Source organism: Streptomyces sp. 7-21 (genome assembly GCF_016741785.1).
Classification (GTDB): domain Bacteria; phylum Actinomycetota; class Actinomycetes; order Streptomycetales; family Streptomycetaceae; genus Streptomyces.
Window position 1 is genome coordinate 120754 of sequence record NZ_JAERRL010000004.1, and the last position, 17498, is coordinate 138251.

The window sequence follows — 17498 nt, forward strand, 5'->3', positions numbered from 1 at the left end:
CGGCTACGGCGCCACCCGGTAGTGGTAGTGGTGGTGGTCGGTGAACCCGAGCCGCGCGTACAGCGCGCGGGCGGCGTGGTTCCCCGGCTCGACCTGAAGGTACGCGGCGCTCGCCCCCTCGGCGAGCGCCGCGCGCGCGAGCGCCGCCATGACCGCCGTGGCCAGCCCGCGCCGGCGGTGTCCCTCGGCGACCTCGACCGCGGCGAAGCCGGCCCAGCGGCCGTCCACCACGCAACGGCCCACCGCCGCCGGGCCGTCGGGGCCGCCCGGCGCGAGGGCGAACCACACCGAGGGCCCGCCTGCCAGGACCTGGCGCGCCACCCGGGGCGCGCGCCGCGCCGCGGCCAGGCCGCGCAGCCACTCCTCGCTCAGCTCGCGTCCGACGGTCACGCGCGGGTCCTCGGGCCGGTCGGCCAGTGGCGCCAGCGCCCCGACCTGGACGACGGCGGGCCGCCGCGCACGCCAGCCGAGCGCGGCGAGGCGGGCGTCGAGCAGCTCGTCGGCGTCCTCCGCCCCCGTGGTCACCTGGATCGCGGGCGGCAGGCCGCGCGCCGTGTACCAGTCCACCAGGCGCTCCAGTTCCGGCGTGTCCGGCGTGCCGGGCGCCGAGCGGGCGGCACGCGTGGCCGAGTTGGCGCGGAACGTCCAGCCCTCGGCCGCGCGCAGCGTCCAGTCACCGAGCCGTTCCGTCTCGGTGCCGGGCCAGCCCCGGGCGGCCACGGCCGTCAGCTCCGTGACGCTGGCGGCGGGTGTGCCGCGCGGGCGGGCGGGTGCGGCGGGCACCGTCTTGGCCGCCACTACGGAGGATTCGGCGAGCTGGACGCGCGTGCCGTCCCGGCGTGTGACGCTGAGCACACCGTTGCTCCAGGAGGTGAGAACCCCGACGGTGTCCGTGAAGCGCGGCGCGGGCGGAGCCATGCCCGTATCGGTGCGCACGGAAACGCGTTTGCCGACGTCCGCGGGCGTGAGGCGGACCGCCAGCAGGCCGCGTGCGGTGTGTTTCATAACGCTTCCTCCCAGCTTGGCCCCTCCGAACGGCCCCTCACGTGCGTGGGCCGGTCATGACCGGTGATACTAGGGCTGAGCATCGACGACACCGCGCTCCCGAGCGCCGCGCGGCTGAGCGCCGCCCTAATGAGGAGGACTGACAGCGTGACCTATGTCATCGCGCAGCCTTGTGTGGACCTGAAGGACAAGGCATGCATCGAGGAGTGCCCCGTCGACTGCATCTATGAGGGCAAGCGCTCCTTGTACATCCACCCCGACGAGTGCGTGGACTGCGGCGCCTGCGAGCCGGTGTGCCCGGTCGAGGCCATCTTCTATGAGGATGACACTCCTGAGGAGTGGAAGGACTACTACAAGGCGAACGTCGAGTTCTTCGATGAGCTCGGCTCGCCGGGCGGCGCCAGCAAGCTGGGTCTGATTGAGCGGGACCACCCCCTCATCGCCGCCCTGCCCCCGCAGCAGCACGACGAGTGACGCGCTGAGTGCCCGGCGCTGGCGCGCTCGGCGGATCCCGCTGTCCCCAGCAGCACCACCGCAGACTTCTCTGTACGTACCACCCCGCGTTCACTGGTCCCCGCGGCGCGCGCCGTGCGGGACCAGTGTCGCTTCGTGAGGAAGTGAGCAAGGCAGTGCCGCCCGTCTCCACCCGGCTCCCGGCCTTCCCCTGGGACCGGCTCGAACCGTACAAGGCCGCCGCCGCGGCGCACCGTGACGGCATCGTCGACCTGTCCGTCGGCACCCCGGTCGACCCCGTGCCCCCGGCGGTCCGCCGGGCGCTCGCCGAGGCGGCCGACAGCCCCGGCTATCCAGCAGTCTGGGGTACCGGGCAGCTGCGTGAGGCGGTGCTCGGCTGGCTGGAGCGCCGCACCGGCGCGCGCGGCTTGGGCCACGAGCACGTGCTGCCGGTCGTCGGCTCCAAGGAGCTGGTGGCCTCGCTGCCCGGCCAGCTGGGGCTGGGCGCCGGGGACCGGGTGGCGTTCCCCGCGCTCGCCTACCCGACGTACGAGGTGGGGGCGCGGCTGGCGGGCGCCGAGCCGGTGACCTACGAGGACCCGCTCGCCGTGGCGCCCGCGGGGCTGCGGCTGCTGTGGCTGAACTCGCCGGCCAACCCGACCGGTCAGGTCCTCGGCGCGGACACGCTGCGGCGGGTCGTGGCGTGGGCCCGGGAGCACGGCGTCCTGGTCGTCAGCGACGAGTGCTACCTGGAGCTGGGCTGGGAGGCCGACCCGGTGTCCGTGCTCCACCCCGACGTCTGCGGCGGCAGCGCCGAGGGCATCGTCGCCGTGCACTCGCTGTCCAAGCGTTCCAACCTGGCGGGCTACCGTGCCGCGTTCCTCGCGGGGGACGCGGCGGTGCTGGCGGAGCTGCGGCTGCTGCGCAAGCACGGCGGGATGATGATGCCCGCTCCGGTGCAGGCGGCGATGGCGGCGGCGCTCGGCGACGACGCGCACGTGGCCGAGCAGCGGGAGCGGTACGCCAAGCGGCGCGAGGCGCTGCGGCGGAGTCTGACGGCCCAGGGCTTCCGGATCGAGCACAGCGAGGCGTCGCTGTACCTGTGGGCGACGCGTGACGAGCCGTGCTGGGACACCGTCGGGGACCTCAGCAAGCGGGGCATCCTCGTGGCGCCGGGCGAGTTCTACGGCGCGGCGGGGGAGCGTTTCGTGCGGGTGGCGTTCACGGCCACCGACGAGCGGATCGACGAGGCCGTGCGGCGGCTGGCGTGACCGCGCGCCGCGGGCCCGCGTTGCGGGGCCCGCGGCGCGCGCGGCCGCTCATTCCGGTCGGCTTCAGAGCGTGAGTCCGTGCAGGTCGGGGTTGTCCAGGGTGGGGAAGATCGCGGCGATCTCGTCCGGCGAGAGGCCGTTCTCGGCGAGCCGGGTGGCGGCGCCGTGGAGCAGCGTGCCGGTGGTGTAGGCGGTCTCGGTGGCGGTCCGCTCCAGCGCGGGCGCGACGATCGGCGCGGTCTGCTTGACCACTTCGCCGCCCAGCCCGTTGCCGAGGTCGGTGGCCGCGCGGCTGGCGTTGTCGAGGGTGTGCTCGACGACGGCCTCGTCCAGCTGGGTCAGGCTGTCGAGGTCCGGGGTGGCCTCGGGGAGGGAGAGCGCGCTGGCCTGGCCGCCTGCCGCGAAGACGGGAGCGGCGCCGGCGGCGACCACGAGCGCGGCCTTGGCCATGCGGCGCTTCAGGGGGTTCGACATGGTGCTCCTTTGCCGAAGGATGCGGTACGGAACGGACGCTGTGCCTATCGGTGCGGAAGCCGTCAAGGTTGCGGCTCGGCGGGGTAAAGGATTGGTAATGCGTCGCATAATCGAAGGCGCTGGGGAAGGGTGCACATGCCGGGCGGACGACATGTTTTGACATAACGTCACATCATTCGTGCGGTGTGGGCCGCTGAATGGGAGGAGAGAATTTCCTCCGGCTGCGGGCGGCGAACGGCAGGAAAGCGTGGCCGGGTGACACCGGGCATTCCGCCGCCCGCGTGCCTGTTTCCCGCCGCCCGCGCCGTCGTTCCGTTCCCGGAACCCACGCGACCGGCCCGCCGGGCCACGGGTAGGGTGCGGCCCATGCAGCAGTCCGCAGCGGAATCCCGCCAGGCCACCCTCGACCTCGGGCTCGACGGCCCCGCCCTGACGGCGCGGCTCGTGGACATCCCCTCGGTCAGCGGCACCGAACGCCCGCTCGCCGACGCCCTCGAAGCCGCCCTGCGCGAGCTGCCGTGGCTGCGCGTGGACCGCCACGGCAACAACGTCGTGGCCCGCACCTCGGCCGGCCGCGCCGAGCGCGTCGTCCTCGCCGGCCACATCGACACCGTCCCCCTGGCCGGCAACCTCCCCTCGCGCCTCGACGACGACGGTGTGCTGTGGGGCTGCGGCACCTGCGACATGAAGTCCGGCGTCGCCGTGCAGCTGCGCATCGCCGCCACGGTGCCGCGTCCCACCCGCGACGTCACGTACGTCTTCTACGACAACGAGGAGGTCGCCTCCGAGCACAACGGGCTCGGCCACCTCGCCGCCGAGCACCCCGACTGGCTCGCCGCCGACTTCGCCGTGCTGCTGGAGCCGAGCGAGGGCGAGGTGGAGGGCGGCTGCCAGGGCACGCTGCGGGTGCGGCTGCGGCTGGCCGGGCGCCGTGCCCACTCGGCGCGGAGCTGGATGGGCGAGAACGCCATTCACGCCGCCGGGCCCGCCCTGGCCCGCCTGGCCGCCTACGAGCCGCGCCGCCCCGTGATCGACGGGCTGGAGTACCGCGAGGGCCTGAACGCCGTGGGCATCGAGGGCGGCGTCGCCGGCAACGTCATCCCCGACGAGTGTGTGCTGACGGTGAACTACCGCTACGCGCCCGACCGCACGCCCGAGGAGGCGGTCGCCCACGTCCGCGAGGTCTTCGCCGGCTGCGGCGTGGCCGAATGCACCGTCGAGGACCACGCGCCGGGGGCCCTGCCGGGCCTGTCCCACCCGGCCGCCCGGGCGTTCGCCGAGGCGGTCGGCGGGCGGCCCCGGCCCAAGTTCGGCTGGACCGACGTCGCCCGGTTCAGTGCCCTGGGCATCCCGGCCGTCAACTACGGGCCCGGCGACCCCAGCCTCGCCCACCGGCAGGACGAGCGGGTGGACACCGCGCTGATCATCCGCTGTGAGGAGCGTTTGCGCCGCTGGCTGACGTCGTAGGCTGCACGAGACGGACCTCACAAGCGCGACGAGGGAGCGGGGATGAACGACGCGGTGGCCAGCCAGGAAGACCGGGGCGACCGGGAGGGCCAGGGCGGCCGCGGCCAGGTAAGCCGGGACGCACCGCAGGTGGGTCCCGTCGTGCGGCGCGGCCAGGCGGTGCCCGGCACGGCCGACCAGCGGCTGCTGGACACCAGGGGGCCCTCGGGCTGGGTCCACGACGACCCCTGGCGGGTGCTGCGGATCCAGTCGGAGTTCGTCGAGGGCTTCGGCACCCTGGCCGAACTCGGCCCCGCCATCAGCGTCTTCGGCTCGGCACGCACCAAGCCCGGCTCCCCCGAGTACGAGCTGGGGGTGCGCATCGGCAAGGGCCTGGTCGAGGCGGGGTACGCCGTCATCACCGGCGGCGGGCCCGGCGCCATGGAGGCGGCCAACCGGGGCGCCAGCGAGGCCGGCGGCGTGTCCGTGGGCCTGGGCATCGAGCTGCCCTTCGAGCAGGGGCTCAACCCCTACGTCAACCTCGGTCTCAACTTCCGGTACTTCTTCGTCCGCAAGACGATGTTCGTCAAGTACGCGCGGGGGTTCCTGGTGCTGCCGGGCGGACTCGGCACGCTGGACGAGCTGTTCGAGGCGATGACGCTCGTCCAGACGCGCAAGGTCACCCGCTTCCCGATCGTCCTGCTCGGCTCCTCCTACTGGCAGGGGATGGCCGACTGGCTGCGGGAGACGGTCATCGGCCAGGGCAAGGCCTCGCCCAAGGACGAGAAGCTTTTCCAGATCACCGACGACCCCGACGAGGCGATCTCCCTGGTCACCACGCCCTGACCGGCGGTGCCGGGGGCCGGTTCAGACCAGCCCCCGGCGGGCCACCGCGGGCGGACGCTTCCCGGCGATCGAGGCGACCATCTCCAGGGTCTGCCGCGTCTCGGCCACCTCGTGCACCCGGTAGACGCGGGCCCCGAGCCAGGCCGAGACGGCGGTCGTCGCCAGCGTGCCCGTCAGCCGCTCCTTGACCGGCACGTCGAGGGTCTCGCCCACGAAGTCCTTGTTCGACAGCGAGACCAGCACGGGCCAGCCCGTCTCGACCATCTCCGGCAGCCGCCGCGTCGCCTCCAGGGAGTGCCGGGTGGACTTGCCGAAGTCGTGGCCCGGGTCGATCAGCACGCCGTCGCGCCGCACGCCCAGCCGCACCGCGCGCTCGGCCAGGCGGGTCGTGGTCGCGAGGATGTCCGCCATCACGTCCTCGTAGGCGACCCGGTGCGGCCGCGTGCGCGGGCGCGCGCCCCCGGTGTGCGTGCACACCAGCCCGGCGCCGTGGCGCGCCGCCACCTTAGCCAGCTCCGGATCCACGCCGCCCCAGGCGTCGTTCAGCAGGTCGGCCCCGGCTCGGCAGACCGCCTCGCCGACCTCGTGCCGCCAGGTGTCCACGCTGATCACCACGGAGGGGAACGCCGCCCGCACCTCGGCCACGAACCCCGCGGTGCGACGGATCTCCTCCGCGACGTCCACCTCCGCGCCGGGACCGGCCTTGACCCCGCCGATGTCGATGATCGCCGCGCCCTCGGCCACTGCCGCCTCGACGCGTGCCATCGCGGCGTCGTCGGCGAACGTCGCCCCGCGGTCGTAGAACGAGTCGGGGGTGCGGTTGACGATCGCCATGATCACCGGCTCGTCCGGCGGGAACTCGCGCGTACCCAGGCGGAGCACACCCTGCTGCCGCTCTCGCTGCTCATGCGTCTGCTGACGCCTCGGCCCGTTCGTCACGTTCCTGACGCTACCCGGCCCGGGCTGTCAGCCGGGCATGCGAGGATCGGAAGGCAGCGCGCGCTGGCGCGCGGGACCGCGGAGGACGGGTGCAAGGGGAGGCCGACCGGTGTTCTGGTTCCTGATGGCGGCGATGGTCGTGGTAATCGGCGCGGTCACGCTCGCGGTGCTCGGCAGCGGGGACGGCTCGGGAGGCCCGGCGACGGGCGGCCTGGCGGACGCCGAGCCGGACCGCGTCGACGACGCGCTGCCCACCGACCGCCCGCTCACGCCGGCCGACGTGGTCGCGGTCCGTTTCCCGGTGGCCCCGCGCGGTTACCGCATGGCCGAGGTGGACGACGTCCTTGACCGGCTGGCGGCCGAGCTCGCCGAGCGTGACGCGCGGATCGCCGACCTGGAGGCCGCGGTGTCGTCCGCGCTGAGCGGCCCGCCGGCGATGGGGATGCGCGAGGAGGGGCCCGGCGAGGCCGGCGGCGGGGACCGCTGAGCGCGCGGTCAACGTCCCCGGAAGACGGGCCGCTTCTTGCTGACGAAGGCCGCGACGGCTTCCCGGTGGTCCGCCGTCGCTCCGGCCCTGGCCTGGAGCGCGGCCTCGCGCTGGAGCGCCTCGGTCAGCGAGTGGTCCGCGGCGTAGGCCAGCGCCTCCTTGATCGCCGCGTAGGCCACCGTGGGGCCGGCCGCGAGCTCGCGGGCGGCCGCCAGCGCCGCGTCGGCCAGCTCCTCGTCGGGCACGACGCGCTGCACGATGCCGAGACGTTCGGCTTCCTGCGCCCCGATGCGCCGGGGGAAGAGCAGCAGCTCCGCTGCGCGGCCGGGGCCGACGGCGCGCGGCAGCGTCCAGGACAGCCCGGAGTCAGCCGACAGGCCGACGCCCGCGAAGGCGGTGGTGAAGGTCGCGGACGCGGCGGCGATCCGGTAGTCGGCCGCCAGCGCGAAGCCGAAACCTGCTCCGGCGGCAGGGCCGTTGACGGCCGCCACGACCGGTTTCGGCATGCCCGCGAGGGCCTCGGTGATCGGGTTGTAGTGCAGCTCGACGGTGCGCAGGGAGCCGCGTGTGCCGGCTCTCTGCGGCTGTGCCGCTGCCGGGTCCGTTCCCCCGGATTCCCCGGTTTCCCCGCCGTCCGCCGAGAGCGCGCGCAGCGTCCCGAGGTGTTCCTTGAGATCCTGCCCCACGCAGAACGAACGCCCCTTCCCGGACAGCAGAACGGCCCGCACCGAGGAATCCGCGGCCGCGCGCTGGAGGGAGTCGCGCAAGGCTTCCTTGGTTGTGACATCCAACGCATTCATCGCTTCCGGGCGATTCAGCGTGACAGTCGCGAGACCGTCGGTCACCTCGTAGAGCACCGTCTCAGCCATGCCCGTCAGCATGGCTCATCACCGTTCCCGCTGATAGTCCGGGGATACCGTCCGGGCGCGGGTTCGCGCGGGGTAACGCGGCTGAATCCCCGAATTGAGTGGATTTGCACGGGCGCGTTGCTGAAGGGATACCGCGCAATGTTGGTCATCAGGTCGTGCGATGCGGGATAATGGCGATGAAGCAATGTGTTCGATGCCGGTGACGCTTGGGTTGTCGGCTGCGATGAGCTGGTTCAGGAAGGGGAACGAGCATGGCGGCCATGAAGCCGCGGACGGGCGATGGCCCGCTCGAGGTGACCAAGGAGGGGCGGGGCATCATCATGCGCGTTCCGCTCGAAGGCGGCGGACGACTCGTCGTTGAGCTGACCCCTGACGAGGCGGTCGCCCTCGACGAGGAGCTGAAGAAGGTGACGAGCTGATCCTCCTGCCCCGAGCAGATCTCCGGCCCGCATCACGGTAGTACTCTCACCGGCGCCGTCCCGGTCCCACCGGGCGGCGCCGGTGCGCGTTGGCTGGGTTTGTTCTGGGTTTGCTCTGGGCTGGCTGGGGTGGGGTTGGCTGGGTTGACTCGGGGGTGCCGGGCTGGCCGCCGCGGCACGGGGCCGTCAGGCCCGCGCCGCGCACAGCAGGCCGTCTCCGACCGGGAGCAGCGCCGGCACGAGGTCCTTGCGCTCCCTGACGGCGCGCAGCAACTCCCGCAGCCGCAGCACCTCGGTGGGCTGCGGGCCGGAGTCCACGGTCCTGCCGCCCGCGAACACCCCCGTGTAGCAGACCAGTCCGCCGGGCCGCAGCAGCCGCAACGATTCTCCGAGGCATTCCAGGCATTCGAGCCGGTCGCCGTCGTAGAACACCAGGTCGTAGCCGCCGTCGGTCAGCCGCGGCAGCACGTCCAGCGCCGGGCCGGGGATCAGCCGGGCGCGGTTGCTGGCGAACCCGGCCATGCGGAACGCCTGCCGCGCGAACTGCTGCCGCTCCGGCTCGACGTCCACCGTGGTGAGCACGCCGTCGGGCGACAGGCCCTGGAGCAGGTAGATGCCCGAGACGCCGGTGCCGGTGCCGATCTCGACGACCGCCCTGGCGCCCGTGGCCGCGGCCAGCAGCCGCAGCGCGTCGCCTGTCCCGGGGGAGACGGCGCGGACCCCGGCTGCCTCGGCCCGCTCGCGCGCCCACCGCAGCGCCGCCCCCTCGGCGGTGCCGGCGTCCGGTTCACCGTACGCCTCGGCGAACGCCCAGCTCGTCAGCCGGTTGCCGCTAATGGCCCTCTCCCGTCCCCGTCTGTCACGCGCTTTGACTGTATCGACTCCGGAGGGGAACGCAGCTGCCGGACCGTACGTTGGACCGGGGAGCGGGTACGGACGAACGCTCGACAAAAGCCGTGCCCTACTTCCTTATCCGGAGCTAACGGGCGAGGTGGTTATGGTAGGGGCTCCATTGGACACCACCGGAGCCGACAGGGGAGGTGCGGCCGGGTCCACGGGCCGGGGAGTGCTCAAGCGTCTCCTGTGGTCCTCCGACAGGCCGAATTCCGTGACCGAGAACGCTGACGCTGACCGAGCCGCCGCCACCTCTGCCGACAGCGGCGAGAGCAGCACGACGGTAACGGCCACGTTCAGTTCCGGTTCGGAGGGCGCGTCCTGGACGCCCCCGAGCTGGGAGGAGATCGTCAGCACGCACAGCGCGCGCGTGTACCGTCTCGCGTACCGGCTCACGGGCAATCAGCACGACGCCGAGGATCTTACCCAAGAGGTCTTCGTCCGTGTCTTCCGGTCGCTGTCCACCTACACTCCGGGCACGTTCGAGGGCTGGCTGCACCGCATCACGACCAACCTGTTCCTGGACTCGGTGCGGCGCAAGCAGCGCATCAGGTTCGACGCCCTCGCCGAGGACGCCGCCGACCGGCTGCCCAGCCGCGAGCCCACGCCGCAGCAGCACTTCAACGACACGCACTTCGACGCGGACGTGCAGCAGGCGCTCGACACCCTGGCCCCCGACTTCCGTGCCGCCGTGGTGCTCTGCGACATCGAGGGCCTGAGCTACGAGGAGATCGCCACGACGCTGGGGGTCAAGCTCGGCACGGTCCGCAGCCGCATCCACCGCGGCCGCTCCCACCTCCGCAAGGCGCTGAGCCACCGGTCGCCGCGCGGCGCGGGTGAGTCCGAGCCGCTGGTTGCGACCGTTCCGGCCGCCCGGCAGGAGGAGAAAGGCGGGACGGCGTGAGCAGCTCGCCGGAGCCGGGCCCGGCCGACCACCACCTCGGAGAGAGCCTCGCCGCCCTCGTGGACGGCGAGCTCTCGCATGACCGGCGCGACCGCGTGCTCGCCCATCTGGCCACCTGCCCCAGCTGCAAGGCCGAGGCCGACGCCCAGCGCAGGCTGAAGAGCGTCTTCGCGCAGAGCCCGCTGCCGACACCACCACAGGACCTGCTCGCCCGGCTCCAGGGGCTGCCGGCGCTGGCTGAGGAGCCGCCGCCCCCGCCGCCCGGCTCCGGGCCGAAGCTGCCCCCGGGGCGGCCCGAGGAGCGTGACACCGGCCTGGGGCGCGGCTTCCGGATACACGAGCCGGGGGCCGTGGCGCGGCTGCCCCGCGGTCACCGGCTTGCCTTCGCCGCGGCCGGGGCGGTCTCCCTGGCCGCCTTCGCTATCGGCGGCGCCGTGAGCGGCGCCGGTTCCCAGCCGGCGACGGTCTCCGCTTCCGGCAGCACGGCGAGCACGGCGGGGCAGGGCGGGAGCGCGTCGCCCACCCTGCCCGCGCGGAGCCGCGGTGCGGAGGCCGGCGAGGGCCAGGACCGTTCCGCCCCGGTGCTGCCGGTCTCCCTGGTCTCGCGCACGATGACCGCGCCGACCGGGGCGGCCGCCCCGGTTCCGCCGTTCGCCTGGGACAGCAGGGCCGCCCAGCTCTTCCCGCTGCTCGCGCCGCAGCTGGTCCCCGGCGCCGCGCCGTCGCAGGGCGCGTTCCCGGCGGCGTCCCCGGGGCAGGGTTCCGGGCACGCCACCGCGTCGCCCAGCGGCTCGCCGAGCGCCTCTGAGGCCGCGGCCTGGGAGCGCTGACCTCCATTGCGCCGGTGTTGCTGACCGCGCCCGCCCCGACCTGGTTGAATCCCCTTCCAGAGTTTCTGTGGGTCCGGCGACGGGGCGGCGCGTAGACGATGGGGACGGCGATGGACAAGGAGAAGAGCACGGATCCGCTGCACGGTGAGGAGCCGTACGGCACGCCTCCGTACGGGCAGCCGGGACCGTGGGCGCCCGCGCCGCCGGTGCAGCGCCCGGACCCGACACCGCCGGCGGGCACGCACCTGCCCCCCGGACCCGCCGCCCACGGCGTCACGCCGCCGGGCGGGACGGCCGTGCCGCCCGGCGGCACCACCACGCTGCCTGGCCAGCCCTCACCGCGGTACGACCCCTGGGCCGCGCCCGGGACCACGGGTGCGTTCCCCGCCCCGGGCGCCCCGGCCGACCCGGTCCCGGGAGGGCGCCGCACCCGCCTGCGGCTGCTCGCCGGGGCCGCGCTCGTCGCGCTCGCCGCGGGCATTCTCGGCGGCGTGATCGGCGTCTACCTGGAGCGGAACGGCGCCTTCAGCGACGTCACCCTGCCGCAGACCACCGCCGAGGAGTCTCCCCCGCCCGAGGGCAGCATCGCGGGCATCGCCAGCCAGGTGCTGCCCGGCGTGGTGACCCTGCACGTCTCGGGGGCCGAGGCCGCGACGACCGGCACCGGCTTTGTCCTCGACGAGCAGGGCCACATCCTGACCAACGCGCACGTCGTGGCGCCCGCCGAGCGAGCCGGTGTGATAGACGTCACGTTCAGCAGCGGCGACACGGCGCAGGCGGAGGTCATCGGCCTGGACTCGGGGTACGACCTGGCCGTGGTCAAGGTCTCCGGCGTCTCGGGCCTCACCCCGCTCGAACTGGGCGACTCGGACGCGGTCCACGTCGGTGACCCGGTGGTCGCCATCGGCGCGCCCTTCGACCTCCAGGGCACGGTCACCTCGGGCATCATCAGCGCCACCGAGCGCCCCATCACGGCGGGCGGCTCCGAGCCCGACGGTTCCGACATCAGCTACGTCAACGCCCTGCAGACCGACGCGCCCATCAACCCCGGCAACTCCGGCGGCCCGCTGGTGGACGTCAACGGCCGGGTCATCGGCGTCAACAGCGCCATCCGCACCGCGGACGGCGCCGGCCTGGACACCGGCCAGGCCGGCAGCGTGGGCCTCGGCTTCGCCATCCCCATCAACCAGGCCAGGGAGGTCGCCGAGCAGCTCATCAACGACGGCTACGCCACCCACCCGGTCATCGGTGTGACGCTTGACACCAGCTTCCCCGGCGAGGGCGCCCTCGTCGGCAGCACCACCGGCGAGCCGGCCGTCTCTCCCGGCGGCCCCGCCGACGAGGCCGGGATCGAGGAGGGCGACGTCATCACCGAGGTCGACGGCGAGCGGGTGCGCAGCGCCGACGAACTGATCGTCCGGATCCGCAGCCACCGGCCGGGCGACGAGCTGGTGCTGACGCTGGAGCGCGACGGCGAGGAGATGACCGTGCCGGTCGTCCTCGGCGAGGAGCGGGGTCAGTGAGCGCGGAGGCGCGCGGGCGCGCGGAGCGGGGCGTACCGGGCGGAATCACCGGCTGTCCACCGTGTGGTGGACCACCGTGCTCTCCCCCCGGAGCCGTTTGGCGAGTACCGTGGCTGTCACCGGATGCGCCAGGCTGTAAGGGACGTGAAGGAGCTGACAGGTGTTCTTCGACATAGGGTCCCTGGAGTTTCTGCTCCTGCTCGTCCTCGCCATCCTGGTCTTCGGGCCTGAGAAGCTGCCGAAGATGATCCAGGACGCGGCCCAGTTCCTGCGCCGGATCCGCGAGTTCTCGGACAGCGCCAAGCGTGACATCCGCGCCGAGCTGGGGCCCGAGTTCAAGGACTTCGAGTTCGAGGACCTCAACCCGAAGCGGTTCGCCAAGAAGCACCTGCTCGACGGCGATGACCTGGGGCTGAAGGAGCTCGGCCGGGAGCTCGACGTCCGCAAGGAGCTGACCGAGGTCGCCGACGCGGTCAACGGCCGCCCCTCCCGCCGGTCCGGCACCAACGGCTCGGCGAACGGCCGCGGCGACCGGCTGCGCAAGCCCGGAGACCAGGCCGCGGCGTCCGCCTCCGGCGGGCAGGTCAGCCTCGCCAAGAACGACGGTCCAGCGGCGGCTCCCCGTGACGACATCCCGCCGTTCGACGCCGATGCCACCTGACGGGCGATCTGACCTGTTCGAGGGCATATGCCGTCCGGCAATCTCCGGGGCTGCCCATGTCCCTGCAAGGGGCTAGCTATCCTCCCTATGTCCGAGGTGTGCCCAGGACGAGGGCAATGAGGAGGCGTCGCGCAGATGGAGACGACGAGCCGGGCGGAGCCACAGGCGGACGGGGGGCGATCAGGGCGGCCAGGATCCCAGGGCGTCCCCGGCTCGCGCCGGGCCCTCGACGGCTATCTGATGGCCAGCTTCCCCTGGTACGGGCTGGACGAGGCGTTCACCGGCCCGCGCTGGCTGATGCAGGTGGGAGCGACCGCCGACGGCGCCGTGGAGCACGGCTCGACCGGGCACGGTGACGATCCGACGCTGCGGGGTGACGTGGCCCAGGACGAACAGCGCTTCACCGTCGTGGTCACCGTCGCCGACCGCCCCGGGCGGCGCAGCCCCGACGGCACCGGCCTGCTGGAGCCCACGACCGTCTCCTCGGCCGCCTGGCTCGCGGGCTCCGGCCTGCTGTCATGCACCTGGCCCGCTCAGCTGGAGCGGGCGCTGCGCCAGGACTGGCTGGAGCAGCAGACCGCCCTCGCCTGGGAACTGGCCGACGACCTCGACGGCGGCGGCTGGACCCGGCTCTCGCTGCCGGTCGACGGGCAGCCGACCGACTTCTACTACCGCGAGGCCGAGTACGGCTGGGTGCTCGCGGGCGCCGCCCCCCACGGCGTGCACTTGGGCGCCTACGGCCGCGGTATGAGCGCCTACGGCCTCGGCTTCGCCGTCGTCAAGGACATCCAGGACTACGCCGAACGCCCCTGACCGGCCCCCCGCACGCGCCCGGCGTGCGGCCTCGTCCGGGCGGCACCCGCTCGGACCCGCTCAGAAGTTGCGGCGCGGCGTGATACCCAGGGACATGCCCGCCAGGCCCCGCTTGCGGCTGGAGAGCGCCGACGCGATGGAGCGCAGCGCAGACCCGGCGGGGGAGTCCGGGTCGGACAGCACCACCGGCTTGCCCTCGTCGCCGCCCTCGCGCAGCCGGACGTCGATCGGGATTGTTCCCAGCACCGGCACCTCGGCGCCGACCGCCCGGGTCAGCCCCTCGGCGACCCGCTGGCCGCCGCCGCTGCCGAAGACGTCCACCAGCTCGCCGCAGTGCGGGCAGGGCAGCCCCGACATGTTCTCCACGACGCCCGTGATCTTCTGGTGCGTCTGCACGGCGATCGCGCCCGCCCGCTCGGCGACCTCGGCCGCCGCCTGCTGCGGCGTCGTCACCACCAGGATCTCCGCGCCGGGCACCAGCTGGGCCACGGAGATCGCGATGTCGCCCGTCCCCGGCGGCAGGTCGAGCAGCAGTACGTCCAGGTCGCCCCAGTAGACGTCCGCGAGGAACTGCTGGAGCGCCCGGTGCAGCATGGGGCCGCGCCAGACGACCGGCGCGTTCCCCGGCGTGAACATGCCGATCGAGATGACGCTGACGCCGTGCGCCGAGGGCGGCATGATCATGTTCTCGACCTGGGTCGGGCGGCCGTCCGTGCCCAGCATGCGCGGGATCGAGTGCCCGTAGATGTCAGCGTCCACGACGCCGACCTTCAGCCCGTCCGCCGCCATCGCCGCGGCCAGGTTGACCGTCACCGAGGACTTGCCCACGCCGCCCTTGCCCGAGGCGACGCAGTAGACCCGGGTCAGCGATCCCGGCTTGGCGAACGGGATCTCCCGCTCCGCCTGCCCGCCGCGCAGCGTCTCCGCGAGCCGCTTGCGCTGCTCGTCGCTCATGACGTCAAGCTCGACCCGCACCCCGGTCACGCCCGGCACGGCCCGCACGGCCTCAGCGACCTGCTGGGAGAGCGTGTCCCGCATCGGACAGCCCTGGATCGTCAGGTAGATGCCGACATCGACGGAGCCGTCGTCGGCGATCTGCACGGACTTGACCATGCCGAGGTCCGTGATCGGCCGGCGGATCTCCGGGTCGTTCACCCGCGCCAGCGCCGCCCGCACCGCCTCGTCGGTGGGACCTGCCGCGTCGGGAACCGTGGGCGTCTGGGTAGCCATGCCCCGATGGTACGGCCCCCGCCGCAGCGGACGGGACCGGCCCGTTCTGACCTGGCGGGCCGGGGCTGTACGCTGCGCCTGACCAGGCGCGTGACAGGCCATTCCCGATGACGAGAGGCAGCCGACGTGACACCAACGGGCCGTGTGGGACGGGCGGTTGTCGTCGGGACCCTTGCGGCGGCACTCGCCGCCTGCGGCTCCGGCGGCGACGGCGGGGAGCCGACCAACGGGCTCGACGAGCTGCCCGCCGAGCAGATCGAGCGCCGCGCCGCCGAGGCCGCCCACGAGGCCCGGTCCGTGCAGCTGTCCGGCACGGTGCTCACCGACGGCCGCTCCTACCGCCTGGACGTGCGCCTGACCGCCGAGGGCGCCGTCGGCGAGGTGGCCACCGAGGGCACGACCTTCGAGCTGCTGCGCATCGGCGAGGACCTGTACCTGCGCGCCAGCGCGGAGTTCTGGGAGAGCGAGGGCATCCCGGCAGAGCTGGAGTCCGACCCGACCGAGAAGCTGGACGGCAAGTACGTGCGGGTGCCGCCGGAGGACCCCGCGTACGGCGAGCTGAGCGGCTTCACCGAGAAGAACGCCGTGCTCGACCTGCTGCTCAGCCTCGGCGTGGGCGAGCGGGAGACCGGCGGCGAGGACGAGGTCGAGGGCCACCGGACGATACGGGTCCAGGCGGACGGCGGGCGCGGCGGCGCCATGGACGTTTCCCTCACCGGCCGTCCCTATCCGCTGCGCCTGGAGCGCGCCGGGGGAGCGGGCGAGCTGATCATGACGGACTGGAACGAGGAGTTCACCCTCAACCCCCCGCCCGAGGACGACATCGTCGACTACGGCGACGACGTGATCACGGGCGGGGACGACGGCGGGGACGGCTGAGCGAGCGCCGGACCGGCAGCCCCGAGGGCTCCGGCACGCGGGTGCTCGCGGGTGAGCCCACCGGCGGCGCGGCAAACGGGCCGGACGGCATGGCGCCCGGCCGCTCCACCGGGGCGCCGGCGGGCTCCAGGCGCAGCACGCGGCAGGTGCGGGCCCACCTCTCGGGCAGGCCGTCGGCGTCCGGCGCGTTCAGCCGCTTCCCCTTCAGCTCGGCCACGGCCGACTGCCAGGCATCGCTGTCAGGGGTGAGTTCGATCACGCGCGCGGGCCAGACGATCAGCCGTCCGCCCTTGTCCTTGCTGCGGCAGGTGACCGTGGCGGTGCCCCCGTCGGCCAGGCCCAGGCCGTCGAGCGGCTGCTCACCCGGGCCGCCCACCAGGCATACGGCCCCCTCGTGCCACACATGCCACAGCGCTCGCGAGGCGGTCCCGCGCGGTTCTCCCGTCCCCCGCTGCCCCCGTACCCACACCAGCGCGCTCTTCTTGGCGGACTCCTCGATCAGCGCCCTGTCCAGCGGCCGGCCGCTCCCCGGAGTGGTCATGGCACGAGCTTAGGCCCTGCCGCGCCGCCGTGGCCCGTTCGTGCGCACGGCGGAGGCATCCGGTGCCCCGGCTGCCCGGGGCCGTTCAGGCGGACAGGCCGAGGGCGGCCATGCGCCGGGTGTGCGCCTCCGTGATGCGGGAGAACATCCGGCCGATCTCCGCCAGGTCGAAGCCGTCCGCGACCCCGCCCACGAGCATCGTGGACAAAGCGTCCCGGTCGGCCACCACGCGCTGCGCCTGGGCCAGCGCCTCGCCCATCAGCCGCCGCGCCCACAGCGCCAGCCGGCCCGCGGTGCGCGGGTCCTCCTCGATCGCGGCGCGGACCTTCTCGACCGCGAACGAGGCGTAGCCGGTGTCGTCGAGCACCCGCAGCACCAGCGAGCTGGTGTCGGTGTCGAGGCGGCTGGCCACCTCCCGGTAGAAGTCGGCGGCGATCGCGTCGCCGACGTACGCCTTGACCAGCCCTTCGAGCCAGTCGGACGGCGCCGTCATCCGGTGGAACTCGTCCAGCGGCGCCGCGAACGGCTCCATCGCCGCCGTCGGGTCCTCCTCGATGTCCCGCAGCCGCTCGGTGAGCTGCTCGAAGTGGTGGAACTCCGCCGAGGCCATCCGCGCCAGCGCCGCCTTGTCGGACAGCGACGGCGCGAGCTTCGCGTCCTCGGCCAGCCGCTCGAACGCCGCGAGCTCGCCGTAGGCCAGCGCCCCCAGCAGATCGACCACGGCCGCCCGGTAGCGGGGGTCGGCGGAGGCCCCGGCCCAGTCCTGCTCGGCGACGCGCGGAGTCCTGGCCGTCGGGTCCGTGGCGTCCGTGGCGTCCGTGGCATCCGCCCCGGTGGCCTGGGGCGGCGCGGGGGAGGTCGTCGCGGCTGGGTTCTCGGGCGTCTCCGGCGTCTCCATGGCCTGCACAATAGCCCTCGGACGGCAACCCCGGGGCACCTCGCGGCCCCGGGAGCGGACCCGCCCGGTGCGGCCCCTGCCGGTACCCGGCCTTTGCCTGGGCCTGACACATGTGC

At 73.8% G+C, this 17498-nt stretch carries 20 protein-coding genes; 12 read left to right on the forward strand and 8 right to left on the reverse strand.

The features are described 5' to 3' along the window. Window positions 1-3 precede the first annotated feature (3 nt). On the reverse strand, window positions 4-1005 hold the full coding sequence (locus JK356_RS06245; protein WP_201866536.1) for a GNAT family N-acetyltransferase: 1002 nt from the start codon (window positions 1003-1005) through the stop codon (window positions 4-6). Between the two features lie 147 nt (window positions 1006-1152). On the opposite strand from JK356_RS06245, the gene fdxA reads away from it, so the two are divergent. Both fdxA and dapC read left to right on the forward strand, forming a co-directional pair. Further along, a complete protein-coding gene (gene fdxA, locus JK356_RS06250) occupies window positions 1153-1479 on the forward strand; it encodes a ferredoxin (protein WP_201866537.1) in 327 nt (108 codons plus the stop codon). A gap of 155 nt (window positions 1480-1634) precedes the next feature. Beyond that, window positions 1635-2729 carry a succinyldiaminopimelate transaminase gene (dapC, locus tag JK356_RS06255; RefSeq protein WP_201866779.1) on the forward strand — a complete coding sequence of 365 codons (1095 nt, stop codon included), beginning with the start codon at window positions 1635-1637 and terminating at the stop codon, window positions 2727-2729. A gap of 63 nt (window positions 2730-2792) precedes the next feature. On the opposite strand, the gene JK356_RS06260 is transcribed toward dapC, so the two are convergent. Further along, a complete protein-coding gene (locus JK356_RS06260; RefSeq protein WP_201866538.1) occupies window positions 2793-3203 on the reverse strand; it encodes an ATP-binding protein in 411 nt (136 codons plus the stop codon). 366 nt (window positions 3204-3569) lie between these two features. Here JK356_RS06260 and dapE point away from each other — a divergent pair, with 366 nt between their 5' ends. Both dapE and JK356_RS06270 read left to right on the forward strand, forming a co-directional pair. After that, the gene (gene dapE / locus JK356_RS06265; protein ID WP_201866539.1) at window positions 3570-4670 is read left to right on the forward strand and encodes a succinyl-diaminopimelate desuccinylase; all 1101 of its coding nucleotides are present in this window, start codon (window positions 3570-3572) and stop codon (window positions 4668-4670) included. Between the two features lie 42 nt (window positions 4671-4712). Then, window positions 4713-5495 carry a TIGR00730 family Rossman fold protein gene (locus JK356_RS06270; protein WP_201866540.1) on the forward strand — a complete coding sequence of 261 codons (783 nt, stop codon included), beginning with the start codon at window positions 4713-4715 and terminating at the stop codon, window positions 5493-5495. Window positions 5496-5516: 21 nt separating this feature from the next. Here JK356_RS06270 and folP read toward each other — a convergent pair whose 3' ends face one another. Then, a complete protein-coding gene (gene folP, locus JK356_RS06275; protein WP_201866780.1) occupies window positions 5517-6377 on the reverse strand; it encodes a dihydropteroate synthase in 861 nt (286 codons plus the stop codon). A 166-nt stretch (window positions 6378-6543) separates the two neighbouring features. Between folP and JK356_RS06280 the strand changes: the two genes are divergently transcribed. Next, window positions 6544-6921, forward strand: coding sequence for a DivIVA domain-containing protein (locus JK356_RS06280; RefSeq protein WP_201866541.1), 378 nt, complete (start codon window positions 6544-6546; stop codon window positions 6919-6921). 8 nt (window positions 6922-6929) lie between these two features. On the opposite strand, the gene JK356_RS06285 is transcribed toward JK356_RS06280, so the two are convergent. Then, window positions 6930-7790, reverse strand: coding sequence for an enoyl-CoA hydratase/isomerase family protein (locus tag JK356_RS06285; RefSeq protein ID WP_201866542.1), 861 nt, complete (start codon window positions 7788-7790; stop codon window positions 6930-6932). 251 nt (window positions 7791-8041) lie between these two features. Here JK356_RS06285 and JK356_RS06290 point away from each other — a divergent pair, with 251 nt between their 5' ends. After that, complete coding sequence (locus JK356_RS06290) at window positions 8042-8209, forward strand: DUF3117 domain-containing protein (protein WP_201866543.1); 168 nt, start codon at window positions 8042-8044, stop codon at window positions 8207-8209. Window positions 8210-8395: 186 nt separating this feature from the next. Here JK356_RS06290 and JK356_RS06295 read toward each other — a convergent pair whose 3' ends face one another. Further along, window positions 8396-9046: an O-methyltransferase gene (locus JK356_RS06295; RefSeq protein WP_307815452.1), complete on the reverse strand. Its 651-nt coding sequence runs from the start codon at window positions 9044-9046 to the stop codon at window positions 8396-8398. 160 nt (window positions 9047-9206) lie between these two features. On the opposite strand from JK356_RS06295, the gene sigE reads away from it, so the two are divergent. The 5 genes from sigE to JK356_RS06320 all read left to right on the forward strand — a co-directional run bounded on the left by sigE (window position 9207) and on the right by JK356_RS06320 (window position 13834). Next, window positions 9207-10007 (forward strand): RNA polymerase sigma factor SigE, encoded by an 801-nt coding sequence (sigE, locus tag JK356_RS06300; RefSeq protein ID WP_236670849.1) that lies wholly within the window; start codon window positions 9207-9209, stop codon window positions 10005-10007. After that, window positions 10004-10837 carry an anti-sigma factor gene (locus tag JK356_RS06305; protein ID WP_201866545.1) on the forward strand — a complete coding sequence of 278 codons (834 nt, stop codon included), beginning with the start codon at window positions 10004-10006 and terminating at the stop codon, window positions 10835-10837. Before sigE ends, JK356_RS06305 begins: the two co-directional genes overlap by 4 nt. 110 nt (window positions 10838-10947) lie before the next feature. Next, window positions 10948-12360, forward strand: coding sequence for a S1C family serine protease (locus JK356_RS06310; RefSeq protein WP_236670850.1), 1413 nt, complete (start codon window positions 10948-10950; stop codon window positions 12358-12360). A 160-nt stretch (window positions 12361-12520) separates the two neighbouring features. Then, complete coding sequence (locus JK356_RS06315) at window positions 12521-13021, forward strand: sec-independent translocase (RefSeq protein ID WP_201866547.1); 501 nt, start codon at window positions 12521-12523, stop codon at window positions 13019-13021. Between the two features lie 135 nt (window positions 13022-13156). Continuing rightward, window positions 13157-13834, forward strand: a complete 678-nt coding sequence (locus JK356_RS06320) for a hypothetical protein (RefSeq protein WP_201866548.1) — start codon at window positions 13157-13159, stop codon at window positions 13832-13834. 60 nt (window positions 13835-13894) lie between these two features. Here the strand turns inward: JK356_RS06320 and JK356_RS06325 are convergent, their stop codons facing one another. Then, window positions 13895-15064: an Mrp/NBP35 family ATP-binding protein gene (locus JK356_RS06325; protein ID WP_201866549.1), complete on the reverse strand. Its 1170-nt coding sequence runs from the start codon at window positions 15062-15064 to the stop codon at window positions 13895-13897. A gap of 144 nt (window positions 15065-15208) precedes the next feature. Between JK356_RS06325 and JK356_RS06330 the strand changes: the two genes are divergently transcribed. Further along, complete coding sequence (locus JK356_RS06330; protein WP_307815427.1) at window positions 15209-15943, forward strand: hypothetical protein; 735 nt, start codon at window positions 15209-15211, stop codon at window positions 15941-15943. On the opposite strand, the gene JK356_RS06335 is transcribed toward JK356_RS06330, so the two are convergent. Then, window positions 15912-16484: a hypothetical protein gene (locus JK356_RS06335; RefSeq protein WP_201866551.1), complete on the reverse strand. Its 573-nt coding sequence runs from the start codon at window positions 16482-16484 to the stop codon at window positions 15912-15914. The two genes, JK356_RS06330 and JK356_RS06335, sit on opposite strands and share 32 nt — an antisense overlap. Before the next feature lie 85 nt (window positions 16485-16569). Beyond that, window positions 16570-17382, reverse strand: a complete 813-nt coding sequence (locus JK356_RS06340; protein ID WP_201866552.1) for a ferritin-like fold-containing protein — start codon at window positions 17380-17382, stop codon at window positions 16570-16572. Window positions 17383-17498: the final 116 nt, after the last annotated feature.